30 protein-coding genes are annotated in these 26040 nt (G+C 63.7%); 21 read left to right on the top strand and 9 right to left on the bottom strand.

Annotation, left to right across the window (positions count from 1 at the left end; genetic code table 11):
• Window positions 1–8: 8 nt before the first annotated feature.
• Window positions 9–2972: an excinuclease ABC subunit UvrA gene (gene uvrA, locus ACREP4_RS09060; RefSeq protein WP_431595859.1), complete on the top strand. Its 2964-nt coding sequence runs from the start codon at window positions 9–11 to the stop codon at window positions 2970–2972.
• Complete coding sequence (locus ACREP4_RS09055) at window positions 2969–3376, top strand: acyl-CoA thioesterase (protein WP_431595858.1); 408 nt, start codon at window positions 2969–2971, stop codon at window positions 3374–3376. Before uvrA ends, ACREP4_RS09055 begins: the two co-directional genes overlap by 4 nt.
• Before the next feature lie 226 nt (window positions 3377–3602).
• Here the strand turns inward: ACREP4_RS09055 and ACREP4_RS09050 are convergent, their stop codons facing one another.
• Window positions 3603–4136, bottom strand: coding sequence for a carboxymuconolactone decarboxylase family protein (locus ACREP4_RS09050; protein ID WP_431595857.1), 534 nt, complete (start codon window positions 4134–4136; stop codon window positions 3603–3605).
• Between the two features lie 121 nt (window positions 4137–4257).
• Here ACREP4_RS09050 and ACREP4_RS09045 point away from each other — a divergent pair, with 121 nt between their 5' ends.
• Window positions 4258–5130 (top strand): AraC family transcriptional regulator, encoded by an 873-nt coding sequence (locus ACREP4_RS09045; RefSeq protein ID WP_431595856.1) that lies wholly within the window; start codon window positions 4258–4260, stop codon window positions 5128–5130.
• Window positions 5131–5144: 14 nt separating this feature from the next.
• Here the strand turns inward: ACREP4_RS09045 and ACREP4_RS09040 are convergent, their stop codons facing one another.
• A complete protein-coding gene (locus ACREP4_RS09040; RefSeq protein ID WP_431595855.1) occupies window positions 5145–5597 on the bottom strand; it encodes a copper chaperone PCu(A)C in 453 nt (150 codons plus the stop codon).
• Window positions 5598–5634: 37 nt separating this feature from the next.
• Between ACREP4_RS09040 and ACREP4_RS09035 the strand changes: the two genes are divergently transcribed.
• From ACREP4_RS09035 to ACREP4_RS09020, 4 genes are all read left to right on the top strand, one after another.
• Window positions 5635–6417 (top strand): enoyl-CoA hydratase/isomerase family protein, encoded by a 783-nt coding sequence (locus ACREP4_RS09035; RefSeq protein WP_431595854.1) that lies wholly within the window; start codon window positions 5635–5637, stop codon window positions 6415–6417.
• A 134-nt stretch (window positions 6418–6551) separates the two neighbouring features.
• On the top strand, window positions 6552–7448 hold the full coding sequence (gene tesB, locus ACREP4_RS09030; protein WP_431595853.1) for an acyl-CoA thioesterase II: 897 nt from the start codon (window positions 6552–6554) through the stop codon (window positions 7446–7448).
• A 3-nt stretch (window positions 7449–7451) separates the two neighbouring features.
• Complete coding sequence (locus ACREP4_RS09025) at window positions 7452–7958, top strand: pathogenicity-like protein (RefSeq protein ID WP_431595852.1); 507 nt, start codon at window positions 7452–7454, stop codon at window positions 7956–7958.
• A 59-nt stretch (window positions 7959–8017) separates the two neighbouring features.
• Window positions 8018–9217 (top strand): RNA polymerase sigma factor, encoded by a 1200-nt coding sequence (locus ACREP4_RS09020; protein ID WP_431595851.1) that lies wholly within the window; start codon window positions 8018–8020, stop codon window positions 9215–9217.
• A gap of 164 nt (window positions 9218–9381) precedes the next feature.
• Here ACREP4_RS09020 and ACREP4_RS09015 read toward each other — a convergent pair whose 3' ends face one another.
• The gene (locus tag ACREP4_RS09015; RefSeq protein WP_431595850.1) at window positions 9382–9978 is read right to left on the bottom strand and encodes an EF-hand domain-containing protein; all 597 of its coding nucleotides are present in this window, start codon (window positions 9976–9978) and stop codon (window positions 9382–9384) included.
• A 149-nt stretch (window positions 9979–10127) separates the two neighbouring features.
• On the opposite strand from ACREP4_RS09015, the gene ACREP4_RS09010 reads away from it, so the two are divergent.
• The 4 genes from ACREP4_RS09010 to ACREP4_RS08995 all read left to right on the top strand — a co-directional run bounded on the left by ACREP4_RS09010 (window position 10128) and on the right by ACREP4_RS08995 (window position 13051).
• Window positions 10128–10883: an arginyltransferase gene (locus ACREP4_RS09010; protein WP_431595849.1), complete on the top strand. Its 756-nt coding sequence runs from the start codon at window positions 10128–10130 to the stop codon at window positions 10881–10883.
• 83 nt (window positions 10884–10966) lie between these two features.
• Entirely contained in the window at window positions 10967–11332 is a 366-nt protein-coding gene (locus ACREP4_RS09005; RefSeq protein WP_431595848.1) for a hypothetical protein, read from the top strand.
• 88 nt (window positions 11333–11420) lie between these two features.
• On the top strand, window positions 11421–12617 hold the full coding sequence (locus ACREP4_RS09000; RefSeq protein WP_431595847.1) for an endonuclease/exonuclease/phosphatase family protein: 1197 nt from the start codon (window positions 11421–11423) through the stop codon (window positions 12615–12617).
• Window positions 12618–12655: 38 nt separating this feature from the next.
• Window positions 12656–13051 (top strand): hypothetical protein, encoded by a 396-nt coding sequence (locus ACREP4_RS08995; RefSeq protein WP_431595846.1) that lies wholly within the window; start codon window positions 12656–12658, stop codon window positions 13049–13051.
• Window positions 13052–13239: 188 nt separating this feature from the next.
• Here the strand turns inward: ACREP4_RS08995 and purT are convergent, their stop codons facing one another.
• On the bottom strand, window positions 13240–14427 hold the full coding sequence (purT, locus tag ACREP4_RS08990) for a formate-dependent phosphoribosylglycinamide formyltransferase (RefSeq protein ID WP_431595845.1): 1188 nt from the start codon (window positions 14425–14427) through the stop codon (window positions 13240–13242).
• Window positions 14428–14699: 272 nt separating this feature from the next.
• Here purT and ACREP4_RS08985 point away from each other — a divergent pair, with 272 nt between their 5' ends.
• Genes ACREP4_RS08985 through ACREP4_RS08955 form a run of 7 tightly spaced genes read left to right on the top strand, consistent with a single transcriptional unit; the run spans window position 14700 to window position 18923 of the window.
• Window positions 14700–15581, top strand: a complete 882-nt coding sequence (locus ACREP4_RS08985) for an SPFH domain-containing protein (RefSeq protein WP_431595844.1) — start codon at window positions 14700–14702, stop codon at window positions 15579–15581.
• 10 nt (window positions 15582–15591) lie between these two features.
• Window positions 15592–15879 (top strand): hypothetical protein, encoded by a 288-nt coding sequence (locus tag ACREP4_RS08980; RefSeq protein WP_431595843.1) that lies wholly within the window; start codon window positions 15592–15594, stop codon window positions 15877–15879.
• Entirely contained in the window at window positions 15876–16061 is a 186-nt protein-coding gene (locus tag ACREP4_RS08975) for an Arc family DNA binding domain-containing protein (RefSeq protein ID WP_431595842.1), read from the top strand. The genes ACREP4_RS08980 and ACREP4_RS08975 overlap by 4 nt, the downstream gene beginning before the upstream one ends.
• Window positions 16058–16240: a DUF4177 domain-containing protein gene (locus tag ACREP4_RS08970; RefSeq protein ID WP_431595841.1), complete on the top strand. Its 183-nt coding sequence runs from the start codon at window positions 16058–16060 to the stop codon at window positions 16238–16240. The genes ACREP4_RS08975 and ACREP4_RS08970 overlap by 4 nt, the downstream gene beginning before the upstream one ends.
• On the top strand, window positions 16240–17535 hold the full coding sequence (locus tag ACREP4_RS08965) for an alpha/beta hydrolase (RefSeq protein WP_431595840.1): 1296 nt from the start codon (window positions 16240–16242) through the stop codon (window positions 17533–17535). Before ACREP4_RS08970 ends, ACREP4_RS08965 begins: the two co-directional genes overlap by 1 nt.
• A complete protein-coding gene (locus ACREP4_RS08960) occupies window positions 17535–18104 on the top strand; it encodes a PH domain-containing protein (protein ID WP_431595839.1) in 570 nt (189 codons plus the stop codon). Before ACREP4_RS08965 ends, ACREP4_RS08960 begins: the two co-directional genes overlap by 1 nt.
• 9 nt (window positions 18105–18113) lie before the next feature.
• Complete coding sequence (locus ACREP4_RS08955; RefSeq protein WP_431595838.1) at window positions 18114–18923, top strand: M15 family metallopeptidase; 810 nt, start codon at window positions 18114–18116, stop codon at window positions 18921–18923.
• Between the two features lie 202 nt (window positions 18924–19125).
• Here the strand turns inward: ACREP4_RS08955 and ACREP4_RS08950 are convergent, their stop codons facing one another.
• The 5 genes from ACREP4_RS08950 to ACREP4_RS08930 all read right to left on the bottom strand — a co-directional run bounded on the left by ACREP4_RS08950 (window position 19126) and on the right by ACREP4_RS08930 (window position 23683).
• Complete coding sequence (locus ACREP4_RS08950; protein ID WP_431595837.1) at window positions 19126–19800, bottom strand: DNA-3-methyladenine glycosylase family protein; 675 nt, start codon at window positions 19798–19800, stop codon at window positions 19126–19128.
• Between the two features lie 4 nt (window positions 19801–19804).
• On the bottom strand, window positions 19805–20176 hold the full coding sequence (locus ACREP4_RS08945) for a DUF423 domain-containing protein (protein ID WP_431595836.1): 372 nt from the start codon (window positions 20174–20176) through the stop codon (window positions 19805–19807).
• 106 nt (window positions 20177–20282) lie between these two features.
• Window positions 20283–21425, bottom strand: coding sequence for an SRPBCC family protein (locus ACREP4_RS08940; protein ID WP_431595835.1), 1143 nt, complete (start codon window positions 21423–21425; stop codon window positions 20283–20285).
• 417 nt (window positions 21426–21842) lie between these two features.
• Window positions 21843–22484 carry a response regulator gene (locus ACREP4_RS08935; protein ID WP_057634576.1) on the bottom strand — a complete coding sequence of 214 codons (642 nt, stop codon included), beginning with the start codon at window positions 22482–22484 and terminating at the stop codon, window positions 21843–21845.
• Window positions 22484–23683: a sensor histidine kinase gene (locus ACREP4_RS08930; protein ID WP_431595834.1), complete on the bottom strand. Its 1200-nt coding sequence runs from the start codon at window positions 23681–23683 to the stop codon at window positions 22484–22486. The genes ACREP4_RS08935 and ACREP4_RS08930 overlap by 1 nt, the downstream gene beginning before the upstream one ends.
• Before the next feature lie 149 nt (window positions 23684–23832).
• Here ACREP4_RS08930 and ACREP4_RS08925 point away from each other — a divergent pair, with 149 nt between their 5' ends.
• Genes ACREP4_RS08925 through minD form a run of 3 tightly spaced genes read left to right on the top strand, consistent with a single transcriptional unit; the run spans window position 23833 to window position 26038 of the window.
• On the top strand, window positions 23833–24423 hold the full coding sequence (locus ACREP4_RS08925; protein ID WP_057634581.1) for a GNAT family N-acetyltransferase: 591 nt from the start codon (window positions 23833–23835) through the stop codon (window positions 24421–24423).
• Between the two features lies 1 nt (window position 24424).
• The gene (gene minC / locus ACREP4_RS08920; protein WP_431595833.1) at window positions 24425–25195 is read left to right on the top strand and encodes a septum site-determining protein MinC; all 771 of its coding nucleotides are present in this window, start codon (window positions 24425–24427) and stop codon (window positions 25193–25195) included.
• A 33-nt stretch (window positions 25196–25228) separates the two neighbouring features.
• Window positions 25229–26038, top strand: coding sequence for a septum site-determining protein MinD (minD, locus tag ACREP4_RS08915; protein WP_431595832.1), 810 nt, complete (start codon window positions 25229–25231; stop codon window positions 26036–26038).
• Window positions 26039–26040 lie beyond the last annotated feature (2 nt).

Genomic DNA, 26040 nt, shown 5'->3' with positions numbered 1-26040 from the left:
GATTTCCCATGGCGATGGATTTCATCCGCATCCGCGGCGCGCGGACGCACAACCTCAAGAACATCGACCTCGACCTGCCCCGCGACAAATTGATCGTGATCACCGGCTTGTCCGGTTCCGGCAAGTCGTCGCTGGCGTTCGACACCATCTACGCGGAGGGCCAGCGCCGCTATGTCGAGTCGCTGTCGGCCTATGCGCGGCAGTTCCTGAGCGTGATGGAGAAGCCGGACCTGGACCATATAGAGGGCCTGTCACCGGCGATCTCGATCGAGCAGAAGTCCACCTCGCACAACCCGCGCTCGACCGTGGGCACCATCACCGAAATCTACGATTACCTGCGCCTGCTGTATGCCCGCGTCGGCAGCCCGCGCTGCCCGGACCACGGCTATCCGCTGGAAGCGCAGATCGTCAGCCAGATGGTGGACCAGGTACTGACCCTGGATCCGGAGCAGCGCTACATGCTGCTGGCGCCGGTCATCCGCGAGCGCAAGGGCGAGCATGTGCAGGTGTTCGACCAGCTGCGTGCGCAGGGCTTCGTGCGCGTGCGCGTGGACGGCGAGCTGTATGAAATTGATGCGGTGCCGGCGCTGACGTTGCGCCAGAAGCACACCATCGAAGCGGTGATCGACCGCTTCCGCCCGCGCGAAGACATCAAGCAGCGCTTGGCCGAAAGTTTTGAAACCGCGCTCAAGCTGGGCGACGGCATGGCGTCGGTGATGCCGCTGGATGACGCCAACGCGCAGCCGCACCTGTTCTCTTCCAAGTACTCCTGCCCGGTGTGCGATTACGCACTGCCAGAGCTGGAGCCACGCCTGTTTTCGTTCAACTCGCCAGTGGGCGCCTGCCCCGGCTGCGATGGCTTGGGCGTGGCGGAATTCTTCGATCCTTCGCGCGTCGTGGTACACCCGGAGCTGTCACTGGCCGCCGGTGCCGTGCGTGGCTGGGATCGCCGCAATGCGTACTACTTCCAGCTGATTGCCTCGCTGGCCAAGCACTACAAATTCGATGTGGATGCGGCGTGGCAATCACTGCCGGAGCATGTGCAGCAAGCGGTGCTGTACGGCAGCGGCGAAGACCAGGTGACCTTCACCTACTTCACCGAAAACGGTGGCCGCAACCAGCGCAAGCACCGCTTCGAGGGCATCATTCCCAATCTTGAGCGCCGCTACCGCGAGACCGAATCGTCGGCCGTTCGCGAAGAGTTGGCCAAGTACATCAGCTCGCGTCCGTGCCCGGAGTGCAAGGGCGCGCGCTTGAACAAGGCCGCGCGCAATGTGTTCGTCGCCGACCGGCCACTGCCGGAAATCGCAGTGCTGCCGATTGATGAAGCCAAGCGTTTCTTCAGCGAGCTGTCGTTGCCGGGTTGGCGCGGCGAGATCGCAGCCAAGATCGTCAAGGAAATCGGCGAGCGTCTCGGCTTCCTGGTCGATGTCGGCTTGGATTACCTGACGATGGAGCGCAAGGCCGACACGCTGTCCGGTGGCGAAGCGCAGCGCATTCGTCTGGCATCGCAGATCGGCGCCGGCCTGGTCGGCGTGATGTATGTGCTCGACGAACCGTCCATCGGCCTGCATCAGCGCGACAACGAACGCCTGCTCGGCACCCTCACCCGCCTGCGCGACCTCGGCAATACGGTGATCGTGGTTGAGCATGACGAAGATGCGATCCGCTTGGCCGATTACGTGCTGGATATCGGCCCGGGCGCTGGCGTGCATGGCGGCGAAATCGTCGGCCAGGGCTCGCTGCAGGACATCCTGGATGCACCGCGTTCGCTGACCGGCCAGTACCTGTCGGGCAAGCGGGCGATCGAGATCCCGGCGCGTCGCCACAAGGCGAATCCGAAGATGACGCTGCGCCTGCGCGGTGCCAGCGGCAACAATCTCAAGGGCGTGGATCTGGATATCCCGGCCGGCCTGTTGACCTGCGTCACCGGCGTGTCCGGATCGGGCAAATCCACGCTGATCAACGACACGCTGTTCTCGTTGGCCGCGAATGAAATCAACGGCGCTTCGCACACGATTGCGCCGTACAAAACGGTGGAAGGGCTGGACCTGTTCGACAAGGTGGTGGACATCGACCAGTCGCCGATTGGCCGCACGCCGCGCTCGAACCCGGCAACCTACACCGGCTTGTTCACGCCGCTGCGCGAGTTGTATGCACAGGTGCCCGAAGCGCGTGCACGCGGTTACTCGCCGGGACGTTTCAGCTTCAACGTCCGTGGCGGCCGCTGCGAAGCGTGCCAGGGCGATGGCTTGATCAAGGTGGAAATGCACTTCCTGCCGGACGTGTATGTGCCTTGCGATGTGTGCCACGGCAAGCGCTACAACCGCGAAACGCTGGAGATTCTCTACAAGGGCTACAACATCAACGACGTGCTGCAGATGACCGTCGAAGATGCGTTGCGCCTGTTCGAGCCGGTGCCGCCCATCGCGCGCAAGCTGGAAACGCTGGTCGACGTGGGCCTGAGTTACATCAAGCTCGGCCAGAGCGCGACCACGCTGTCGGGTGGTGAAGCACAACGCGTGAAGTTGTCCAAGGAACTGTCGCGTCGCGATACCGGCCGCACCTTGTACATCCTCGATGAGCCGACCACCGGCCTGCATTTCCACGACATCGATGCGCTGCTCGGCGTGCTGCACAAGCTGCGCGACGAAGGCAACACGGTGGTGGTGATCGAACACAATCTGGACGTGATCAAGACCGCCGACTGGGTGGTCGATCTGGGCCCGGAAGGCGGCCATCGCGGCGGCACGATTCTGGTCACCGGCACGCCGGAAGACGTGGCGGCGCATCCGGCGTCATACACCGGCCAGTTCCTGGCCAAGATGCTGCCGTCCATCACCGCGCGCCCGGAGCGTCCAGCGGCCGTGGCCAACAAGCCTGACGCCCGCCCGCCGCGCAAGGAAAAGCCCGTCAAGAAGACGGCCACCAAGAAGGCGGCCGCTCCCAAGAAGAAGAAGGTTTCGGAATGAGCAGCGAACACAAGCAACTGGCGCAGGTACCGATCAGCGTGCGTTGGCGCGACATGGACTCGATGGGCCACGTCAACAACGCCAAGTACGTTTCGTATCTGGAAGAAGCGCGCGTGCGCTGGATGCTCGGCGTGGAAGGCGTGTCGATGACCGACCGCATCGCGCCGGTGGTGGCCAACACCAACATCAACTATCGCCTGCCGATCGTGTGGCCCAACGACATCGTGGTGGAGTTGTTTGTCGAGCGCTTGGGCAACAGCAGCGTGACCATTGGTCACCGCATCGTCGACCAGAACGATGCCAGCAAGCTGTATTCGGACGGCAACGTCGTGGTGGTGTGGATGGATACGCAGACCGGTAAGAGTGCGCCATTGCCGGAGGCTGTGCGGAATGCTTCGAGCTGAGGGCGGAGCTGTCTAACGCGTGTGAGAAAGCCGCCTGTTGGGCGGCTTTCTTTTTTCATGTTGTGGTGAAGCGAAGATGCTCCCCCTCTCCCCAACCCCTCTCCCGCGAGGGGAGAGGGGCTTTAAAGCTGCGATTGCTCAGATTGCTTCAACTTGCCAGGAACTAAGCCCCTCTCCCCTCGCGGGAGAGGGGTTGGGGAGAGGGGGCACGCTCACCGCAAACGACTTAACTCAACGCCACCTTCGGAAAATCCACCGGCACATCCAACGCCACGTTGATGTAGTTGGTAAACAGATTGAGCGCGACGTGGGCCAGGATCTCCACGATCTGCCCGTCATCGAATCCGGCGGCACGCAACTGCGCGACATCGTCATCGCTGACCTGCGCGCGTTGCTCCACTACTTTCAGCGCGAACGCCAATGCGGCCGCCGTGCGGGCGTCGTCGGAGCGACCGGCCTGTGCGTCGCTCATCTCGGTAGCGGATGCGCCTGCCTTCTGGCCCAGCACGGTGTGTGCTGCCAGGCAGTACTCGCAACGGTTGCGGTTGGCGATGGCCACGGCGATCTGTTCGCCCAGGCGGGCGCCCAGCGTGCCGTTGCCCAAGGCACCAAACGCTGCCCACATGCTCTGCAGCGCCACTGGCGAATTGGAAACGGCCTTGAACATGTTCGGCGTGGCGCCGAAGGCCTGGTGGATCTGGGCCAGCAGCGGCTGGCTGGCGGCGGGAGCGGATTGAGATAAAAGGCTGACGCGGGACATGGCGATCTCCTGATCGTGATGGGTTGAGGCGAACCGGGGCGTGCTGCCCCCGGAGCCAGTCTCGCGCCCATGAACGAATCATTTGATACGATTCGTCCACCAAACAAACCAATTGATACAAATGGACGTCACAGCTCCGATTGATCGCTTGGCCGGCATCCTGGAGAACTTCCGCTTCCAGGCGCAGCTGCATCACTCAGGGCCGCTGTGCGGGCTGACCACCTTTGATGCCGGTGAAGGCCATGCGTATCTGCACGTCCTGCGCCGCGGCCAGTTGGAAGTCAGCCACCCCGGCAGCCGCGAGGTGCCGGCGTTGATGCACTTCGACGTGCCGACGCTGCTGTTCTACCCTCGCCCGCTCAGCCATCGCTTCCACAATCCACCCCAGGAAGGCGCGGACTTCACCTGTGCGCGACTGGACTTCGACGGCGGTGTGGCGCACCCGTTGGTGCGCGGGCTGCCGCCACTCATCGCGCTGCCACTGTCGCGAATCCCCGGGCTGGAGATGGCGTTGGAGCTGCTTTTTTCCGAAACCGACCAAGCGCGCTGCGGCCAACGGCTGCTGGCTGATCGCCTGTTCGAGGTGGTGGTGATCCAACTGCTGCGCTGGTTGCTCGACAACCCCGACGAAGCCGGCATCCGGCCCGGCTTCATCACCGGACTGTCGGAGCCGCGACTTGCCCGGGCATTGGTGGCAATGCACGACGCGCCGGGCCACCCGTGGACGCTCACGCGCATGGCCGAGCGTGCGGGCATGTCGCGCACTGCGTTTGCCAATGCCTTCCGCGAACGGGTTGGACAGACACCCGCGGACTACCTGACGGACTGGCGCATTGCCCTGGCCCAACACGGCCTGCGTCGCGGCAAGCCGATCAAGCTACTGGCCGATGAACTGGGTTATGCAAATGCCTCTGCGCTGTCGCGTGCCTTTACTGCCCGGGCCGGGGTATCACCACGCGACTGGATGAAGCAGGCCACCGATTCCCCTGCCTGATACGGCATGCGCCGCTACGGCCGCGCGGGCGCCGCGCCCCGCACCTGCAACATGCCATCTATCTTGCGGCCATCCTCCAGGCTGAGCCGCAACGGCAGCTGCGCGCCGTCCTTGAGCTGCACTTCCGGCCGCATCAACATCAGGTGCAGCCCACCGGGTTTCAGTTCAACCGATGCGCCGGCTGCGATCGGCAAGCGCTCGATTTCACGCATCCGGCTGATGCCCTGCACCAACGTGGTTTCATGCAGCGACACCTCGGCAAATGCCCGACTGCCCGCACCGATCACCACCACCTCATTGCGGCAATCGTTGCGGATGCGCGCATAGCCGGCGGCCATCGGCATGGCGACGGGCGGCAAGCGCACCCAGCCTTGCTCGAGGGTCACGCAGGCCGGCGCCGACGTTTGTGCCGACACTTCAAAAGCACACAAAGCCAACAGTACGCACATGAATGGTTTGGTTATCATCGAAGCCACGACTCACTGCCGTACGAGAAACCGCAGCATGACCACGCTTATTGAAGTGATCAACCATGGCCCCATCCGCGAGCTGCGCCTGGCGCGCCCGCCGGTCAATGCACTGGATACCGAGCTGTGCCGCGCATTGATCAGCGCGCTGACCCAGGCCATGAGCGAGGACGTGCACGGCATCGTGTTGTCCGGCAGCGAGCGCATTTTCACCGGCGGCATGGACGTGCCGTATCTGCTGGGCCACGGCGAAGACAAGCACAAGCTGATGGACAGCTGGCAGGCCTTTTTCGGCGCCGCGCGTGCGCTGGCTGAAAGCCGCGTGCCGGTGGTCGCCGCATTGACCGGTCATTCGCCGGCCGGTGGTTGTGTGCTGGCGCTGTGCTGCGATTACCGGGTGATGGCGCGCAGTGTCGATCCGACCAAGCCGTATGTGATCGGCCTGAACGAAGTGCAGGTCGGGCTGGTCGCGCCGGAAGGCATCCAGCGCCTGATGCGCCGCGTGGTCGGCCCGCACCGTGCCGGCGTGCTGTTGGCCGGTGGCCAGTTGGTCAGTGCCGAGCGCGCCTTGGAGATTGGCCTGGTCGATGAGCTGGCCGATGACGCCGCCCAGGTTGTGGAAACCGCCATCGCTTGGCTGCAGGCCCAGCTCCGGCTGCCGCAGCAGCCGATGCAGCAGACCCGCGCCATTGCCCGCGCCGATCTGCAGGAAGCCATGCAGCCGGAACACATTCAGCTCGACCGCTTCGTCGATGCCTGGTATTCGGCCGATGCACAGGCCGCGCTGCAGGCGCTGGCGGCCCGTCTGGGCAAGCGCTGAACACGCAGACGCGGACGCAGAAACCTGTATCCACCGGAGCGCAGCGCCGTCATCGGCGCCCGTCTCCCGGCCAGCACGTTCCTGCTTTCCGCCCTCGCCTATAATCGCGACCAGTTAAACCGAAGGTCGCCGTCTTGTCCGCCAATGCTGAACCCGTCGTTCCCGAGCTGATTGACCTGCTGTCGCTGGAGCGACTAGAGAACAACCTGTTCCGTGGCCAGAGCCGTGACATCGGCACCAAGTACGTGTTCGGCGGACAGGTGCTGGGTCAGGCGCTGGCCGCCGCCCAGGCCACCATCGAAAACGGCCGCCATGTGCACTCGCTGCATGCGTACTTTCTGCGCGCCGGCGACATCGATCACCCGATCATTTATGACGTCGACCGCACCCGCGATGGCGGCAGTTTTTCCGTGCGCCGGGTTACCGCCATCCAGCACGGCAAGGTGATCTTCTTCTGCGCGGCGTCGTTCCAGCAGGCCGAACACGGTGCCGAACATCAGCACAAAATGCCGGACGTACCGCAGCCGGAAGACATCGAACCCAACCGTCCGGTGCCGCAGGATGTGCTCGAACGCTTGCCGGTAAAAGTGCAGCGCTGGCTCTCACGCGGCGGCCCGTTCGAGTTCCGCCATGTGTATCCGCGTGACGAGCTCAACCCGCCCAAGCGTCCGCCGTACCATCAGGTGTGGCTGCGGTTGAACGAGAAGGTCAGCGATGCGCCGGAGCTGCATCAGGCACTGTTGGCCTATGCCTCCGACTTCCACCTGCTGGGCACGGCCACGTTTCCGCACGGCATCAGTTATTACCAACCGCATGTGCAGATGGCCTCGCTGGATCACGCCATCTGGTTCCACCGTCCGTTCCGGGTGGACGACTGGTTGCTGTATTCACTGGACAGCCCCAGCGCGCAGGATTCGCGCGGCCTGGCACGCGGCCAGTTCTACACCCGCGACGGCGTGCTGGTTGCCAGCACCGCGCAGGAAGGTCTGATCCGGGTAACGCCGGACGACACCGATACGAGCAAGGGCTGAACCATGCGCAAGATTTTCAGCAGCCAGCGTGTCGAGAACGCAGAAGGCGTGGCGCAGATGCTGCGCGATGCCGGCATCGAAGTGCGTGTCACCAACGGCCGTTCGTACCAGAGCAAGCGCCGTGGCCAGTTCAGTTATCTGGACAAGCAGGACGGCGCCAACCAGCCTGCCGTTTGGGTCGTGAGCGCCAATGACCAGCCACGCGCGCGCGAAATTCTGCGCGATGCGCGGCTGCTCGACACCACCCGTCGCGACCACCCCACGGCCGAGTACGCCTTCAGTGATGTTCCCGCGCAGACCAGCGGCCGCAGCTGGGCGTGGCGCATCCGTATCGCCCTGCTGGTGGTGATTGCCGGCGTGGCGCTGGTGATCATGCTGCGCCACCGCAGCACGCCGACCCCGCCCGCCGACGCGCCGACGCAACAGGTGCAACCGGCGCCCGCGCAGGAGCAGACCGAAGAAGTCCGCGTGCGCATCGAGCCCAGCGCACCGCCGGCTCCGGCGAAGTAAGCCCGGTCACATCTGGCCCGCGCGCTCGTCATGTCCTGCAAACCCCGAGGGAATTGGCCATGACGAGCGCGACACTGGAAACCATGCTGCAGGACGAACTGCCCGCTGCCCGCAAGGGCTGCACGCGCTCGTACGGACGCATCGTGATGGCCTGCCAGAACACGGTGACCTCCATCGCGCTTGCCATCACCCGCGACGTGCAGGCCAGCGAGGACATCGCCCAGGAAGCCTTCCTCAAGGCCTGGCAGCAGCTCACCCAGCTCAACAACAGCGCCAGCTTCCTGCCGTGGTTGCGACAGATCACCCGCAACCTCGCCCGCGATTGGCTGCGTGCCAACCGTAATCGGCCACTGAGCGGCGAAGCGGCCGAGATCGCCATCGGCATGGCCGCCGACCCCGCGCCCGATGGCGCCGATGCGATGGTGCGGGTCGAGGAAGAACTGGCCGCCGAAGACATCATTTCAGCCCTGCCCGAAGACAGCCGCGAAACGCTGCTGCTGTTCTATCGCGAAGGCCAGAGTTCGCAGCAGGTCGCCCAGCTGCTGGGCTTGAGCGATGCCGCCGTGCGCAAGCGGCTGTCGCGCGCCCGAGCCAGCGTGCGTGAAGAGATGCTCAAGCGCTTTGGCGAATTCGCCCGCAGCACCGCGCCAAGCACCGCGTTTGCCGCGGTAGTCAGTTCCGCCGTGATGCTGGCGGCCCCCAGCACCGCCAGCGCCATTGCGATTGGCATGGCGGGCGCCGGCAAAGTGGGCGCAGGTGGCGTAGGGGCGAACACCCTCGGCGGCGGTGCTGCAGGCGGCGCGCTGGGCGCTGTCGCCAACGGCCTGATGCCCAATCCGGTGGAGCTGTGGCTGTACGCCGGTGGTGGCATCGGCATCGGCATGCTCGCCGCGTGGTTCGCCAGCCTGTACTTGCTGCGCTATGCGGAAACGCCGGCCGAGCAGGTGCGAGTGCGCTCCTTCCTGCGTCTACACAATCTCACCACGCTGCTTTTCTGCGGCAGCATATTGGTCGTGGTGGCATTCAAACTGAGCCTGACGGTTGCGCTGACGGTGATGGCCATCGGCATGATCACGCTGAACTACCAGTATCTGGTCACCCTGCCGCGCTTGATGGCGCCGATGTTGGCACGCGATGCCGCGCGCCACGGCCGCAACGGACCCAGCTGGATCTACCGCAGCATGTTCGGCCGTACCGCGATGGTGTCCGCCACCGTGTTCACGGTAGCTGTGGTGCTGTACACATTCCTGGGCAAGTAGTCCCGAAGCAGACATTCGTGCGCTGCACTTGGCATTGTTTGCGCGGGCCGGATGCCATTCCCGCAGTTGCACGCCGATACGACTGACGACCTCGCAGATCGCTGAAACAAAGCCGCCCCGCTGCATGCAGCGGGGCGGTTGTCGTTCGGCGCCTCTCCGGGGAGTTACTTCGCTGCCGGAGTCAGCGGCACCATCGGCGTACGCGGGCCGTGCGAACCATGTGAACCGCGCGGGCCGTGCTTGGCACCTGCCGCATCCAACTCGGCCTGGCTCAACTTGCCATCCTTGTCGGTATCAGCCTTGGCGAACCATTCGGCACGTCGCTGTTCGGCGCGCGCCTGACGATCCGCCCGGTCGATGTAACCATCCTTGTTCACGTCCAGCCGGTCGAACTGGGCACGGTACTCGGCGGCGCTGATACGGCCGTCGTTGTCGGTGTCCATGCCGCGCATGAAGCCACCATCGCGGCCGCCGCGCTCGCCACGTTCGCCGCCGTGATGGCGGTCGTGACGCATGCCATGGCGCGGCATCGGCATTTCATCGCGCGCCAGCTTGCCGTCCTTGTTCTTGTCCAGCGCGTCAAAACGCTCGGCTAGACGCGGATGCGCGGCCGCTTCCTGGCGGTCGATCACGCCGTCGCCATTGCTGTCCATACGCGCCGGGGCCGGCGTGGGGCCAGCAGGGCTGGCGGCGATGGCCAAACCGGTCGCCGAAGTCGCCAGCAGCATGGCCAGCAGGAGAAGAGGTTTACGTCGGGTCATTGTGCGGCTCCGTGGTGGAAGAACAGACGCAGCATTGCGTCCTCACTACGGTCAACGTGCGGTGGGCGTGACGGTTGACTGCGCAAGCTGTCGTATTCATCACGCAGACAGGCGCATGTTTTGAGACCCACGGCGGCTATGCTTCGGCCATGGCTTTACACGGCGACCCCAACCAAGAACTGCGCCTGTTTCAAACCGGCGAACATCCCTGCGGCTACTGGCCCGACCGGCAGGCGCGCGACCTTGTGCTCGATCCACAGGACGAGCGCTTGGCCACGCTGTACCCGATGGCGCTGAGCTGGGGCTTCCGTCGTTCCGGCGACCTGGTCTACCGGCCGCACTGCCAAGGCTGCCGCGCCTGCGTACCGGTGCGCATCCCGGTGGCGCGGTTCGCGCCTGACCGCAGTCAACGCCGCTGCCTGGCCGCCAATGCGGATCTGGAATGCCGCATTCTGCCGGCCGAGCGCACCGAGGAACAGTTCGCACTTTATCAACGCTATCTACAGCACCGTCATGCCAAAGGCGGCATGGACGAGCACGGCACGCATGAGTTCGATCAGTTTCTGATCGGCAGTTGGGCGCATGGCCGCTTCATGGAAATCCGCCTGCCCACCGCGCAAGGCGGGCGCCTGTTGGCGGTGGCCGTCACCGATGTGACCGAGCAGGGATTGTCAGCGGTGTACACCTTCTTCGACCCGGATGAAGTGAAGCGCGGCCTCGGCACGTTCGGCATCCTGCAGCAGATTGCCTGGGCGCAGCGCGTCGGTTTGCCGCACCTTTACCTGGGTTATTGGATCCACGGCCATCGCAAGATGGATTACAAGCGTCGCTTCAAACCATTGGAACACTACAACGGTCGGCACTGGATTCAGACGAATCTCATGGATGAGGCACTTGCCCTTTGAGAGCAGCCCCCCCAGACTCGCGCCGTCATCGCGCAGGTTGCGTTGGCACATGGAAGTACCCTCGAAACAATTTGGAATCTCACGTGAAAATTAAAATTCTGACGATTGCTGCAATCACCCTTCTGTCGCTGGCTGCTTGCAAGAAGACTGAAGCCCCCGCTGCTGACGCTGCCGCCACCACTCCGGCTGCCGAAGTCACCCCGGCCGCGAGCACCGATACCGTGCAGGCCGGCACCGGCGTTGCCGAGTGCGACCAGTACCTGGAAAAGGTGTACGCCTGCATCAGCGACAAGGTGCCGGAAGCCCAGCGCGACATGATGAAGCAGGGCATCGAGCAGTCGAAGAGCGCATGGGCCGGCATTGCCGACAAGTCCGCTCTGGCCGCCCAGTGCACGGCCGCCATGGACCAGGCCAAGACCAGCTTCGGCGCAATGGGCTGCACGTTCTAATACGTCCCCCATGCAATCCCTCGACGCCCCGCTTGCCGGGGCGTTGTTGTTTCTCATCCTCGTCATGCGGACATGAGAAAATGCGCGCATGCGCATCCCAACTCTCCTGCTTCCAATGACTCTGTTGCTGGCCGCCTGCTCCACCACCACCGCCGCCGACAACACGCCCTCCACCGCTCACCTGCGTCTGGCCACCTACAACACGTCGCTGTATTCGGACGACGACGGCGGCCTGATCCACAAACTGCAGGGCGACAGCGAACACGCCCGCAAGATTGCCGCCGTTCTGCAGCAGACCCGCCCGGACCTGGTGCTGCTCAACGAGTTCGATTTCGACGACGCCGGTCGCGCTGCGGACCTGTTCCAGAAGCGCTACCTGGAAGTCGCACAACCCGGCGGTGGCGAGCCGCTGCACTACGCCTACCGCTACCTGGCACCGGTCAATACCGGCGTGCCCAGCGGCCTGGACCTGGACAACAACGGCACGGTCGGCGGCAAGGGTCGCGAGCGCGGCAACGATGCCTGGGGCTACGGCTTGCATCCGGGCCAATACGGCATGTTGGTGCTCTCCAAGTACCCCATCGATAACCAGGCCGTGCGTACTTTCCAGCTGCTGAAGTGGAGCACGATGCCCGGCGCGTTGCGCCCGGTTGATCCGACCACCGGCAAATCGTTCTGGCCCGATGCGGTGTGGTCGCAGCTTCGGCTGTCGTCCAAGTCACATTGGGATGTGCCGGTAAATACGCCGCTGGGTACTGTGCACGTCCTGGCTGCACACCCGACCCCGCCGGTGTTCGATGGCAAAGAGAAGCGCAACGCCGCTCGCAACCACGACGAACTTCGGCTGTGGAAGGAATACCTGGATGGCGGCGACAAGCCCTGGCTGTGTGATGACCAGGGCCGTTGTGGCGGATTGGCTGCCGATGCGCGCTTCGTGCTGGTCGGCGACCTCAACAACGATCCGGCAGACGGCGACGGCCGTCACGACGCCATCCTCGAACTGCTCGAACACAACCGCGTGCTGCGCTACCCGACACCGAGCAGCAAGGGCGCCGAAGAAACCGGCTTGGCCTATGCCGAAAAGGGCATCACCCGTCGCGGCGCCCCCCAACACGCCACCGGGGATTTCGGCCCACGCTCGGGCACGATGCGACTGGACTACGTGCTGCCATCGACCGGATTCAGCCACATCGGCAGCGGCGTGTTCTGGCCGGCCAATGAAAGCCCGGAAGCGAAGATCGCCGATGGCAGCGACCACCACCTGGTCTGGGTGGACGTTCGCTGATTCCCGCGTAGCAGACGCCACAGGCACGGAGGCTGGGCATGAAATACACAACGGCGGCAAAGATTCTCGCGGGAGGCTTTGTCGCCGTTGTCGCAGCGATGCTTCTGCTGCTGGTGACACTGCGCTGGTGGCTGCACGAAAGGCCGTTTTCTTCCGCCACGTTTGATCGCAGCCAATGGATGACCGGCAACCGCACAAACGATGACCGTGACTGCATCCGCGGTGCAATGGCAAACGACATCATCGACACCATTGCCACACCGGGAAGATCACGGGCGGACGTGGAGCGCCAGCTCGGCCCTGCAGATCGCATTCGTGGCGACATGGCCCATTACGACCTGGGCATGTGCAGCGGACTGCGCGTGGATTACGACGATCTCGACATTGAGTACATCGACGGAAAAGTGAGCAAGGTCGGTCATTCGCAGAGTTGAGTACCAACTGCTCTTGCACAGCATCCAATGAAAAGCAGACGTCGCGATTGGCTGCACTCCGATGGAAGAAAAAACGCCGGCAATGCCGGCGTTTTTCTTGAAGCAGATCCGTAGGCTGGGATGGAATCCCAGCTTGAGTTTATTGAGCCGCGTGACGCTGGGGTTCCATCCCAGCCTATGACTACTGCTTATGCACGCAATTCGATACCAATGGCCGCCGCTGCATCACGTGCAATCGCGCGTGCTTGGTCCACATTTTCCGCGCGCGCCAGGGTGACGCCGACGCGGCGCTGGCCCTGCACCATCGGCTTGCCGAACAGGCGCAGTGCCGAGTCCGGATGCACCAATGCTTCGGCAACATTGCTGAAGAACGGCACGCCATTGCCCTGCGCCAACATCGCGCAGGAGGCGGATGCGCCGTTGTGGCGGATGGTCGGAATCGGCAGGCCGAGAATCGCGCGCGCGTGCAGCGCGAACTCACTCAATTCCTGCGATACCAGCGTCACCAGACCGGTGTCATGCGGGCGCGGTGAGACTTCGCTGAACCACACCTCGTCGCCTTTCACGAACAACTCCACGCCGAACAAACCCCAGCCACCGAGGTCGTCGGTGATGGCACGGGCAACCTGCTGTGCGTGTTCCAGCGCCTTGGCCGACATTGCCTGCGGCTGCCAGCTTTCGCGGTAATCGCCGTCCTTCTGCAGGTGGCCGACCGGATCACAGAATGCGGTGCCGCCGGCGTGGCGCACGGTCAGCAGGGTGATTTCGTAATCGAAGTCGATGAAGCCTTCAACGATGCAACGCCCGGCACCGGCGCGACCGCCGGTCTGCGCGTATTCCCACGCCGGGCCGATGTCGGCCTCGCTGCGCAACGTGCTTTGCCCCTTGCCGGAGGACGACATCACCGGCTTGACCACGCACGGCAGGCCGATGGCGGCGACCGCTTCACGGTATTCGGCTTCGGTATCGACAAAGCGATACGGCGAGGTCGGCAGGCCCAGGGTTTCGGCGGCCAGACGGCGGATGCCCTCGCGGTCCATGGTCAGGCGCGCGGCGCGTGCGGTCGGAATTACCCGCAGGCTCTGTTCGGCTTCCAACTGCACCAGGGTTTCGGTGTGGATGGCCTCGATCTCGGGGACAACCAGATGCGGCTTCTCCTGTTCGATCAACGCCTTCAGCGCGGCTGGATCCAGCATGTCGAGCACATGGCTGCGGTGCGCAACCTGCATCGCCGGTGCATTGGCATAACGGTCGGCGGCAATCACTTCCACGCCAAAACGCTGCAGCTCGATGGCCACTTCCTTGCCCAGTTCGCCCGAGCCGAGCAGCAGGACGCGGGTGGCGGATGGGGACAACGGGGTACCGAGGGTGATCATCAGCAGTTCCGGGCAGGCGAAGAAAGGACGCACATTCTAGGGCGAGCCCGTCACCGCCGGGCAGCAGGAAGCCATCCGCCGCATGCCACTGTGGCGCCATTCCCCATAAACCACGGCCCATCTGGCCGGGCTGGCGGCGATCACACCCCGGCTGCGCTCTGCCGACCCCAGCTGCGGGGCGGCTCGATGCCCTGCCCCGAGCCTCCCGCCCGGCACTTGCGGACTGATATCAATTTGATATCTTCCAATCCAACTACCACGGAAGATGTGCCATGAAAGAGAAGTCCCTCGGTTCCATGTCCGGCATTCCCACCCTGCTCGGCACCCTCTTGATGATGCTGGCCGGCACAGCCGCCATCATCGGCGCGGTTGTTGTCACCAAAAACGGCACCGGTGGCGGCGGGCCGATGGTGCTCGGCGGCATCGTGCTGGTGATCGTTGGCATCTTCCTCAGCTGCGGCCTGTACATGGTTCAACCCAACCAAGTGGCAGTGATCAGCCTGTTCGGCAAGTACGTGGGCACGGTCAAGGACAACGGCCTGCGCTGGAACAACCCGTTCTTCAGCAAGCGCACCGTCAGCCAGCGCGTACGCAATTTTGAGAGCGGCAAGCTCAAGGTCAACGAGCTGGACGGTTCGCCGATCGAGATCGCCGCCGTCATCGTCTGGCAGGTGGTGGATGCCTCTGAAGCCGTCTACAACGTGGACGACTACGAGAGCTTCGTGCACATCCAGTCCGAATCGGCGCTGCGTGCGATGGCCACCAGCTATCCCTACGACCAGCACACCGAAGGCCAGCTTGCACTGCGCAGTCACGCGGCCGAAATTTCGCAGCACCTGAAAGACGAGCTTGCCGAACGCCTGGCCGATGCCGGTGTGCAGGTGATCGACGCGCGCATCAGCCACCTCGCTTACGCACCGGAAATCGCCCAGGCCATGTTGCAGCGCCAGCAGGCCAGCGCGGTGATTGCCGCCCGCACGCAGATCGTTGCCGGCGCGGTAGGCATGGTCGAAATGGCCCTGATGGAGCTGCAGAAGAACGCAATCGTCCAGCTGGACGAAGAACGCAAGGCGCAGATGGTCAGCAACCTGCTCACTGTGCTGTGTTCGGACCGCGGCACCCAGCCCGTGGTCAACGCCGGTTCGTTGTACTGAGGAAATACCCGTGAATGCAGTTGCTCCATTGATCATCGCCGCCACCGGCATCCCCGCCCTGTGCTTCGCCGCCTGGAGCGGCCGCCCCGGTACCGCGCATGCACGCGGAGTGGGGCTGCGCTGGGCACTGATCGCGCTGTGCTTGTTTGTCGGCGCCATCGGCGTGTACCTGGCTGGCGACAACCGCAACATCGCCTATGGCGTGGTGATCGCACTGGTGGTTGCGGTCAACGCGCTTGGCGTGTCGCTGGTGTTGTACCTGCGCCGCGCCGACAACAACGGGGCGTCCAGAAAGTGAGTGAGAAAAAGGCCTATCCGCTGCGCATCAACGCCGACGTCCTGGCCGCGACCCAGCGCTGGGCCGACGACGAACTGCGCAGCCTCAACGCGCAGATCGAATACGTGATCCGCGACGCCCTGCGCAAGGCCGGGCGGCTACCCAAACCCAAGCCCGACAAGGGCAACGTGGAGGAACCATGAGCAAGCGTTGGCAGTACCTCACCATCGAAATGCCCGCCTCACTGATGAAAGGTGGCCCGCCCGCAGAAAAAGTGCAGGCCGAGCTCACCAAACAGGGCAACCTGGGCTGGGAGCTGGTCAACATGGTGCATTACGGGCAGCTGTCACCTGCGGTGTTGATCTTCAAGAAGGAACACTGATGAAGCGGCTCAACAGATGGATCTCCGCCGTGCTGCTCATGGCATCCGCCAGCACGTTTGCCGCCGAAGCCCCCAGTGCACTGGCCACGCGCCTGCTCGACCAGCTCGACGCGGCGCAATACAGCGCAGCCGAGGCCATGTTCTCGGCAGAGATGAAAGCCGCCGTCCCCGCCGACAAGCTCAAGGCCGTGTGGGAATCACTGCCCGCGCAAATGGGCGCCGCCGGCAAACGCGGTGATGCGCAGATCAGCGAGGCCGACGGTTACCGCATCGTCGTCATCCCATTGGATTACGCCAACGGCCACCTGCAAGCGCGCATCGTATTGGACAAGGACGACAAGGTTGCAGGCTTCCTGGTGCAACCGGCCGCGCCGCCAGCAGCCGCTGCGCCGGCTGCCGATGCAAGCTTCATCGAACAGCCGTTCAGCGTGCCGATTGGCGCGGATGGAAAGAACAGCCTGCCCGCTACATTGGCGTTGCCCAAGGGCAAGGGGCCGTTCCCTGCTGTGGTGCTGGTGCACGGTTCTGGCCCGCAGGATCGCGACGAAACCACCGGCCCGAACCGGCCGTTCCTGGACATCGCGCGCGGCCTCGCCGCGCAGGGCATTGCCGTGCTGCGTTACGAAAAACGCACGCATGCACGGCCGCAGGATTTCACTGGTGCTTTCAGCATCGACGATGAAACCACCGACGATGCGGTGTCCGCCGTCACGGCGCTTGCCAACACCACCGGCATCGATCCAAAGCACCTGTACGTCCTCGGCCACAGCCAGGGCGGCATGTTGGCCGGGCGCATCGCCAAGGCCAGCGGCGACAAACTTGCCGGCTTGATATTACTGGCCGCACCGGTGCGCCCCATCCTCGACATCCTGGCCGAACAGAACCGCTATCTGGTCAATCTGGACGGCAACATCAGCGCCGAGGAACAAACCCATCTGGACGCACTGGATGCCGCCATCGCCACGGTTCGCCGCGATCCAACCGCGACGTTGATGAACCTGCCGGGCAGCTTCTGGCAGCAACTGGAACAGGTCGATCCGGTCGCCGATGTCCGCAACAGCGGCCTGCCGGTTTTGCTGCTGCAGGGCGGACGCGATTTCCAGGTGGTCGATGCCGAATGGCAGCTGTGGAAAAAAGGCCTGCAGGGCGAGCGCTACCGTTTCCATCACTACCCTGCCCTCAACCATCTGGGCATCACCAGCAATGGCAAGGGCGGCATGGCCGAGTACGAGCAAGCCGGTCACGTTGATGCTGCCTTGATCAACGACATCGCCAGCTGGATCAAGGCGCAGTAATGAAGACAGCCAACCCCTCGCCTTACCCGAAGCCAATCAAGATTGCCGCGTCATCGGCAATCACGCTCTGGTGGTTGTGGGGGCCGTTGTTGCTGATCACGAGCATCGATCCATTGACCCGCTTGTTTGCCGGCAAGCCCATTGTCGAGCCGACGTTGACGTCCTTGGCATCGGTACTAACGTTGCCCTTGGTGGGCATCGCCTTGACCCTGCTCTACCGTCGGCGCGGTATCACATTGACGCCGCAGCAGCTGGAGGTCGTCAGCACGTTCTACCGCAAGCAGATTCCGCTGAACAATCTGCGTCTGGATCGCGCCCGCGTGGTGAATTTCGATGAATATCCGGAGTTCAAACCCGGCGCCAAAAGCAATGGTTTCCAGCTGCCCGGCTTCCGCTCCGGCCATTTCCGCACGGCCGAAGGCGGCAAGGGCTTCTGCCTGATCACCGACAATCACCGCGTATTGATCTTGCCGCTGCGCGATGGCTCGGTGGTGATGGTCAGCCCCGACAAGCCACGCGCCCTGCTCGATGCACTCAATCAACTGGCCGACAACCGCAACCGGGCCTAAGCTGCGCACATGCGCAACGCTCCCCATCTTCTGATCAACACGCCGGACATCGAAATCTGGCCCGGCGGCCTGCTGCGCGCGCGCAGCAATCACGACGCGCGCTTGCTGGCGCAGGCCAGTCATGTCCTGCGCCGCAAAAGCGATGGCCGCTATCTCGCCGTGCAACTGCCACGCGGCTTGATGCCGCTGATCCAGCGTCTGCCGGAAGAACCGGGCATCGAACAGGCCTTGTCCGCGCTGGACACACAGTTGTCGCAGCCGGCGCGCATCCCGCCCGCGCAGGGCGAATTGCCACTGCATCAACTGCAGCAGCGTCTGGACCAACTGGGATTGGATAGCGACGACTATGCCGCCGACACCGGCCTATGGCTGGTCGCCGAACCCGCGCACCTGGCGCTGGCAGGCTTCGACCGTTACCGCCGCGCGCTGTGGCTGACCCGGCCCGCAGCGCGCGGCTGGCAGCGCATGCGTGATGCCGCGGCTATCGACGGCATCGCGATGGATGCGATTTCCGGCTACCGCAGCCACGACTATCAGCTGGGCATTTTCGAGCGAAAACGCGCACGCGGCCTGAGCGTGGCCGAAATCCTCACCGTCAACGCCGCGCCCGGCTTCAGCGAACACCACGGCGGCAACGCACTGGATATCGGCGCACCCGGCGAGCCGCCGGCAGAAGAATCATTCGAGCACACCGATGCTTTCGCCTGGCTGCAGACACATGCCAGCGCGTACGGCTTCCACATGAGTTATCCGCGCGACAATCCATACGGCATCGTCTACGAACCGTGGCATTGGTGTTGGATTGGCGGGGGTTACTGAGGTCATTGCAGGCTCGCCCTTGGCAGCGTACATGTGTTGTCTGCAATCACATGCCGCGATTGATGCCCCTGCTACCGAAGCGGCCCGTGCAGACCGCCGCGCCCAGATGTAGACGCAAGGTAAGCGGCCTAGCCCGCACACGGACAATGGCCAACGTCATCGTTTGCAGCACGCGAACAGCTCGGCGCATGCGCTACGCGGCTCAATCCTGCGAACGATTGGTCTTGAGCTTTGGGCCCGCGCTGAAATCGGCGATGCGCCACAAGTACAAACTCGCATAGGTGCGATACGGCCCCCAGCGTTCGCCGCGCTCGGCCAATGCTTTGGGCGTTAGCATCACCTCGGCGCCGTCGACGCGTTGCGCGCCTTTGCGGATGCCAAGGTCATCAATCGGCAGGATGTCGGGGCGGCCCAGACGGAACATCAACATCATTTCCACCGTCCAGCGGCCAATGCCCCGCACCGGCACCAACGCATTGATGATGTCCTCGTGATTCATCACCGACATCTGCCGTAACGACGGCAGTTCACCGGCGGCTTCACGGCGCGCAAGGTCGCGTAATGCCAACGCCTTGTTGCCAGAAACACCGCAGGCACGCAACGCCACGTCATCAATCGCGCCCAAGGTGTCGGCATGCAAGCGCTTGCTGCCAATGGCGGCTTCCACCCGCCCGACGATGGTCGAGGCAGCCTTGCCACTGAGCTGCTGAAACAGAATGGCGCGCGCCAACGCGTCTACCGGATCAAACGATTTCCGCCAGCCTTCGGGTGCGGCCAACGGACCGAGCCGGCGTATCCACGCCGCCAGCCGCCGGTCTTTCCGCTGCAGGTGATCCAGCGCCTGCTCAATATCGAAGCCGCGCGCATAGCGGGGCATGACGTCAGCGCTTCAGCGAACTGAAAGCCAACAGAATCCAGCCGCCCATCAAGGTCATGCCGCCGAACGGCGCCAACGTGGTCGGCCACTTCATCAGCACGTTGCCAACCAGGCTGCCGGAGAACAACAGCGTCCCCACCAGCAACACGCACAGCGCTATGCGCCCGAGCGAGTTCAACGTCGCCACGCCAAGCGCGGCCAGCGCCACGCCGTGGCCAAACGCATACATCGCCGCGGTGTTCAGATGTGACTGCGCCAACGGCTCAGCCACTCCATGCGAGGCATAGGCCGAAAGCCCCACCGCCACCGCCGCCAACAGCCCTCCACAAAATGCCAGGAAGGAAGGCTTGGTCTTGCGTCGCTCCTGCATAAACATGTCGTGCTCCCATCATCTGATGGCCAGTTTCGATGGCCACAAAAAAAACGCGCCGCAGGAAGCGGCGCGTTTTTTGACAATCAACTCATCGTCAACAACCGGGTGTTTATTTCACAGCCCAGTAGATGTCGTAGCTGCCTTCCGTGGTGAAGCCCTTGGCTACGCCACCCTTCCAGGACTCGTACGGACGATCAATCACTTCGTTGCCGGTGGTGGTCGCCCAGGCACGCAGTGCGTTACGAGCGATATCCAGACCTGCCATGTGGCCGGTGTAGGAAGCGAACGCGGCGCGACGGGCATCTGCATGCACGTAGCTGACCGGGTTGCCCGCCGGGATCTTCACATTCAACTTGCCATCAGCAGCAGCCACGGCAACCGGAGCGGCAGCGGCCTTGTCAGCCTCGCCTTCCTTCTTGTCGGCGGCCGGAGCAGCACCACTGCGCTTGCGCACCGGCTGCACCACGTCAAACGCGTACTTCTCGGCACCGAAGTCGGTGGTCACGATGCGCACCGGACCGGCGGCTTCAAGACCATTGGCTTCCATCGCACGCTTGATCCACTCCTGGTTGTCCTCAATGGACTTCCGGATGGTGTCGTTGTTGCGGTCGATGTTACCGGCGTTGACCACCAGCAGATCTTCTGCCGGCACGTCCACAACCTTCAGGTCGGTCAGCGGTGCATCCGGAGCGCGGTAATCCACGTTCGGCACCGAAGCCAGCATGTTGGCCATACGCGACAGGCCCAGCTTGACGTCGTCACCAATGTGGCGGCTCACGTACAGGCCGGCATAGCGACCGAACAGGTCGAAGCCGTACTTGACGCTGTATTCCTGCGTGATCTTGACGTTGCGGTCGTTCTTGCCGGTCGGCTCGAGGGTAAAGGTGGTGACCTTGTCGTGACCACGGGTCTGGTCATCAATGGCGATCTCGACGCGCTTGTTCTTCTCGCTGTCGGTGATCTGCCAGCTACCTTGGCCCAGCGTGCTGTCCTTGGAGCTGTATTCCATGCGGGCGCCCTTGCCGGCGTCCGGACCGCTGAACTTCAGCTCCACGCTCTTATCGCGCAGTGCCAGTGGGTTCCAGTCCTTGAAGCGGCGCAGACTGTTGACCGTGTCATACACGATCGTCATCTTGCGGTTGGTTTCGATGCTTTCAGAAATATGGCGCTCACCGGGCAAACACACGCCAATGATGACGAACAGGCCAGCCACGATCCCCAAGGCAATCAGGAACTCGATAATACGGGTCATTCAGGAGTCTCCGTGGCCGATCCCACGGCCGGGTTGATTGAAGCGAAGCCCCCATCCTAGCAGGCTTTTCGCACGTTGTTCATTACAAATGGCGTACCGGTTTCCTTGCCCGATCACGGCATCCCATCGCTCTGGCGCAAGGTAACGCATCCATTACCAACGATACGCGCCTTCAAGCGATAGCACGGGCCGTAGGACGGCCCCTGCCGTCCATTTTCGCCTCAGTCCGCAGGCGAGCACCAGCATTTATGCATGTTTTTTTACAGCCTAGCCGCTGCCATGTGCCAGTGAAAGCCAACATCGGCAAAATCCAGCCCTGCTGAAGGCCGGTGGCACACATTCGCAGCGTCCAAAAAACGCCGCTCACAGGCATCGCTGGCCCGCCGCACATTGGCGGCGGGCCAGCGATTGTGTCGCTCAGACCAGTTGCAGCTCGAAGGCCTTCAGCACGGCCCGGGTACGGTCGCGCACGCCGAGCTTGGACAGAATGTTGGAAACGTGGTTCTTGATGGTGCCTTCAGCCACGCCCAGCGAGTTGGCAATCTCCTTGTTGGAGAAGCCGCTGGCCATCAGCCGCAGGATTTCGGTCTCACGGTCGGTCAGCGGGTCGGGCCGATCAAGGCTGACAAACTCGTTGCGCATGTGTTCCAGCCCCGACAACAAGCGCTGGGTCACCGCCGGCTGCACCAGCGAGCCGCCGCCGGCCACCGTCCGGATCGCCCCCACCAACTGCTCCAGCGTCACATCCTTGAGCAGATAGCCCTTGGCGCCGGCCTTGAGCCCGGCCAGCACCAATTGGTCGTCGTCGAAGGTGGTCAGGATGATCGAAGGCGGCAGCTGGCCGAGGCGGCTCAGGGTCTGCAGCGCTTCCAGGCCCGACATCATCGGCATGCGCATGTCCATCAGCACGACATCCGGCTTGACGACGGGAATCACCTCCACCGCATGGCGGCCGTCGGTGGCTTCGGCCACCACTTCAATGCTGTCGTCCAGCGCCAGCAAGGAGCGGATGCCCTGCCTTACCAGCGTTTGGTCGTCGACCAGGCAGACACGGATCATCAACTCACTCCTTGGGGCCCCGAGGCCAACATCATATTGGTTACCACCGGCAGACTGGCGCGAAGGTGGAAACCCTCGCCCCGACGCGCCGACACATCAAAGCCACCGCCGTACTCGGCCAGCCGCTCACGCATGCCGCGCAGGCCATTGCCGGGCAGGACTTCATCCACCTCGCCGCCGATGCCGTCATCACGCGCATCAATGACGATATTGCCGCCCTCCTTCTCGACCCGGATCCACAGATTGCGGGCGCCGGCATGGCGCACCGCGTTGGTGATGATCTCCTGGGTGCAACGCAGCAGGACGTGGGCGCGCTCGGGGTCGTCGACGCTGAGCGGTGCGTCCACCTGCAAGTGGATGTCCAGCGACGGCACCCGCTCGGTCAGCGGCCGCAGCGCAGCAGCCAGGTCGATGGCGCCGCTTTCACGCAGCTGACTGACCGCCTCTCGCACGTCGGTCAGCAGCAGCTTGGCCAGCGTATGCGCCTGGCGGACGTGTTCCTGCGCCTGCCCTTCGGTGATATGCCCGGCCACTTCCAGATTCAGGCTCAGCGCCGTCAAGTGGTGGCCCAGCAGGTCATGCAGCTCGCGGGAAATGCGGGTGCGTTCGTTGACCCGGGCGCTTTCAGCCAGCAACAGGCGTGTGGCGCGCAGCTCGGCGTTGAGCCGGCGCTGCTCTTCACGGGCCTGGGTCTGCTGCCGCGCCACCAAACTAGTCACGAACACGAACATCGAGAAGCCGCCGTACAGCAGCGACTGCAACAGCGCCTCAAACAACGGCAGACCCATGATCAGGCTGTAGACCGGCAGCACCGCCAGCTGGCTGACCACCAGCCAGATCACGCCGACCCGCTTGCTCAGCAGCCACGGGATCACCCCGGCCGCCACCATCATCAAGATGCTGCCCAGGCCGGTGCCGGAGATGTAGCTCACCGCCAGCGCCGAAATGGTCAGCACCAGCAGGGCCAGGCGGTCATACCAGCCGGTATGACCCGCGGCGCTGAGCCCGCGGGTCAGCCAGAAGTAGCAGCCACCAAACGCCAGATACGCCGCAAACAGCCAGGTTGCCTCGCCGGCGCCGGGCTGGATCATCCCCTCTTCGGGCGCGTACTGCGTGTAGACCAACGGCAAGCTGACCAGGGCCCAGGTGAACAGGCCGGCCAGACGGAGAACGCGGGTGTGACTGAGATGTACCAACATGCACGCATGGTAAGGACAGCGGGCACTTTGCGCCCTCCCACGGAAGTCATGTATCCAACCGGCACGGCCGGTGCTCGCCCGCCCCGCCACCCCATGCGATAATCGCCGGCAAAGCCTCAGGGTCCACCGCTTTACCCCACGGAGTCACAATGTCGATTGTCATCCGCGACGTGCGCGAGCATGAGCTCGATTCCGTCCTGGCACTGAACAACAACGCGGGTCTTGCCATCCTGCCGCTCGACGCCGCCAAAGTCCGGCGCTTCTACGAGACCGCTGAGTATTTCCGGGTCGCCGAACGTGACGGCAACATGGCCGGGTTCCTGGTGGGATATGGCAGCCACAGCCCCCACGACAGCTGCAACTTCGCCTGGTTCCAGCAGCGCTACCCCAGCTTCTTCTATATCGACCGCATCGTGGTGGCCAGCCGCCGCCGTGGTGGTGGTGTCGGCCGTGCGTTCTATGCCGATGCCCAGAGTTACGCCGAGCTGCGTTACCCGCAGATGGCCTGCGAGGTATTCCTGGACCACGGCGCCGACGCCGCGCTGCTGTTCCATGGCAGCTTCGGCTTCCGCGAAGTCGGCCAGAACACCATGCCGTCGGTGGATGTACGCGCCAGCATGCTGCTCAAGGAACTGTGCAGCTATGAATGGGTGAAAGAAACCTACGGCGACAACCTGCCCGACGTTCCCTGGGTAGGCAACACACGTCGGCCGCTGCAACAACGGCCGACGGGAACCTGAGATGGCAGTGAATTTGGATTACGAACAAGCCGGTGAGCTGAAAATTGGGCAGGTGGGCATCGCCAACCTGCGTATCCGCACCCTTGATGTGGCGCGACTGGTCCAGGAAATGCACGAGCGCGTGTCACGCGCACCGAAGTTGTTCGGGCGTGCGGCGGTGATTCTGGACTTCGGCGGGCTGAGCCAGCTGCCGGACCTGGCCACCGCCCAGGAACTGCTCAATGGCCTGCGTCAGGCCGGCGTACTGCCGGTTGCACTGGCCTACGGCACACAGGAAACCGAACGGCTTTCCGAACAACTTGGCCTGCCATTGCTGGCCAAGTTCCGCGCCCAGTACGAACGTGCGGCGGGCGAGCCGGCACCGGCTCCCGCTCCACCGCCACCGCGTGCGGCCGAACCCAAAACCAAGGCCGCGCCGGCCGCGGCTGCCGCAAGCGCACCGCAACCCGGACGCATGCAGCGCGCGACGGTACGCTCCGGCCAGCAGCTGTACGCCGAGAACTGCGACCTGACCGTACTTGCAACAGTGGGCGCCGGCGCCGAGGTGATCGCCGACGGCAGCATCCACATCTACGGTACGCTGCGGGGCCGTGCACTGGCAGGCGCACAAGGCGATGAGGGCGCGCGGATTTTCTGCCGCGACTTCCACGCTGAACTGGTCGCCATTGCAGGACGTTACAAGGTACTGGACGATATTCCCGACAACCTGCGCGGCAAAGCCGTGCAGGTGTGGCTGGAACAGGACCAGATCATGATCGCTGCGCTGGATTGACGCAGCTCACAAGCAACATTCAGGAGAGATCCTTTGGCTGAAATCATCGTAGTCACTTCCGGCAAAGGTGGCGTTGGCAAGACCACGTCCAGCGCCAGCATCGCCTGCGGACTTGCTCGTCGCGGCAAAAAAGTTGCCGTCATCGACTTCGACGTCGGCCTGCGCAACCTTGACCTGATCATGGGCTGCGAGCGGCGCGTGGTGTACGACTTCGTCAACGTCGTCCACGGCGAAGCCACGCTGAAGCAGGCGCTGATCAAGGACAAGCGTTTTGACAACCTGTTCGTGCTGGCTGCTTCGCAGACCCGCGACAAGGACGCACTGAACAAGGAAGGCGTGGAGAAGGTCCTCAAGGATCTGGCCGCTGACGGCTTCGACTTCATCATCTGCGACTCCCCGGCCGGCATCGAGAAGGGCGCGTTCCTGGCGATGTACTTCGCCGACCGCGCCGTTGTCGTAGTGAACCCGGAAGTGTCGTCGGTGCGCGACTCGGACCGCATCATCGGTCTGCTCGACTCCAAGACCGCCAATGCCGAAAACGGCAAGAGCGTGCCGGCTTACCTGCTGCTCACCCGCTACAGCCCGTCGCGTGTTGAGACCGGCGAAATGCTGAGCATCACCGACGTGGAAGAAGTGCTGGGGCTGAAGGCCATCGGCGTGGTGCCCGAATCTGGTGACGTGCTCAACGCCTCCAACAAGGGCGAGCCGGTGATCCTGGACAGCGAATCGCCGGCCGGCCAGGCCTACGACGATGCCGTCGCACGCATTCTCGGTGAAGAGCGCCCGATGCGCTTCATCACGGTTGAGAAAAAGGGCTTCTTCAGCAAGCTGTTCGGAGGGTGAAG

Source organism: Stenotrophomonas sp., from assembly GCF_050737575.1.
GTDB lineage: Bacteria > Pseudomonadota > Gammaproteobacteria > Xanthomonadales > Xanthomonadaceae > Stenotrophomonas.
The sequence above is the reverse complement of the archived record's forward strand: the minus strand, read 5'-3'. Positions and strand labels throughout refer to the sequence as shown.

Bases quoted from the DNA above. Each gene is read 5' to 3' on its own strand.
- uvrA (WP_431595859.1), top strand. From the start codon at position 9: ATGGCGATGGATTTCATCCGCATCCGCGGCGCGCGGACGCACAACCTC.
- ACREP4_RS09055 (WP_431595858.1), top strand. From the start codon at position 2,969: ATGAGCAGCGAACACAAGCAACTGGCGCAGGTACCGATCAGCGTGCGT.
- ACREP4_RS09050 (WP_431595857.1), bottom strand. From the start codon at position 4,136: ATGTCCCGCGTCAGCCTTTTATCTCAATCCGCTCCCGCCGCCAGCCAG.
- ACREP4_RS09045 (WP_431595856.1), top strand. From the start codon at position 4,258: ATGGACGTCACAGCTCCGATTGATCGCTTGGCCGGCATCCTGGAGAAC.
- ACREP4_RS09040 (WP_431595855.1), bottom strand. From the start codon at position 5,597: ATGATAACCAAACCATTCATGTGCGTACTGTTGGCTTTGTGTGCTTTT.
- ACREP4_RS09035 (WP_431595854.1), top strand. From the start codon at position 5,635: ATGACCACGCTTATTGAAGTGATCAACCATGGCCCCATCCGCGAGCTG.
- ACREP4_RS09025 (WP_431595852.1), top strand. From the start codon at position 7,452: ATGCGCAAGATTTTCAGCAGCCAGCGTGTCGAGAACGCAGAAGGCGTG.
- ACREP4_RS09020 (WP_431595851.1), top strand. From the start codon at position 8,018: ATGACGAGCGCGACACTGGAAACCATGCTGCAGGACGAACTGCCCGCT.
- ACREP4_RS09015 (WP_431595850.1), bottom strand. From the start codon at position 9,978: ATGACCCGACGTAAACCTCTTCTCCTGCTGGCCATGCTGCTGGCGACT.
- ACREP4_RS09010 (WP_431595849.1), top strand. From the start codon at position 10,128: ATGGCTTTACACGGCGACCCCAACCAAGAACTGCGCCTGTTTCAAACC.
- ACREP4_RS09000 (WP_431595847.1), top strand. From the start codon at position 11,421: ATGCGCATCCCAACTCTCCTGCTTCCAATGACTCTGTTGCTGGCCGCC.
- ACREP4_RS08995 (WP_431595846.1), top strand. From the start codon at position 12,656: ATGAAATACACAACGGCGGCAAAGATTCTCGCGGGAGGCTTTGTCGCC.
- purT (WP_431595845.1), bottom strand. From the start codon at position 14,427: ATGATCACCCTCGGTACCCCGTTGTCCCCATCCGCCACCCGCGTCCTG.
- ACREP4_RS08985 (WP_431595844.1), top strand. From the start codon at position 14,700: ATGAAAGAGAAGTCCCTCGGTTCCATGTCCGGCATTCCCACCCTGCTC.
- ACREP4_RS08970 (WP_431595841.1), top strand. From the start codon at position 16,058: ATGAGCAAGCGTTGGCAGTACCTCACCATCGAAATGCCCGCCTCACTG.
- ACREP4_RS08965 (WP_431595840.1), top strand. From the start codon at position 16,240: ATGAAGCGGCTCAACAGATGGATCTCCGCCGTGCTGCTCATGGCATCC.
- ACREP4_RS08960 (WP_431595839.1), top strand. From the start codon at position 17,535: ATGAAGACAGCCAACCCCTCGCCTTACCCGAAGCCAATCAAGATTGCC.
- ACREP4_RS08955 (WP_431595838.1), top strand. From the start codon at position 18,114: ATGCGCAACGCTCCCCATCTTCTGATCAACACGCCGGACATCGAAATC.
- ACREP4_RS08950 (WP_431595837.1), bottom strand. From the start codon at position 19,800: ATGCCCCGCTATGCGCGCGGCTTCGATATTGAGCAGGCGCTGGATCAC.
- ACREP4_RS08945 (WP_431595836.1), bottom strand. From the start codon at position 20,176: ATGTTTATGCAGGAGCGACGCAAGACCAAGCCTTCCTTCCTGGCATTT.
- ACREP4_RS08940 (WP_431595835.1), bottom strand. From the start codon at position 21,425: ATGACCCGTATTATCGAGTTCCTGATTGCCTTGGGGATCGTGGCTGGC.
- ACREP4_RS08935 (WP_057634576.1), bottom strand. From the start codon at position 22,484: ATGATCCGTGTCTGCCTGGTCGACGACCAAACGCTGGTAAGGCAGGGC.
- ACREP4_RS08930 (WP_431595834.1), bottom strand. From the start codon at position 23,683: ATGTTGGTACATCTCAGTCACACCCGCGTTCTCCGTCTGGCCGGCCTG.
- ACREP4_RS08925 (WP_057634581.1), top strand. From the start codon at position 23,833: ATGTCGATTGTCATCCGCGACGTGCGCGAGCATGAGCTCGATTCCGTC.
- minC (WP_431595833.1), top strand. From the start codon at position 24,425: ATGGCAGTGAATTTGGATTACGAACAAGCCGGTGAGCTGAAAATTGGG.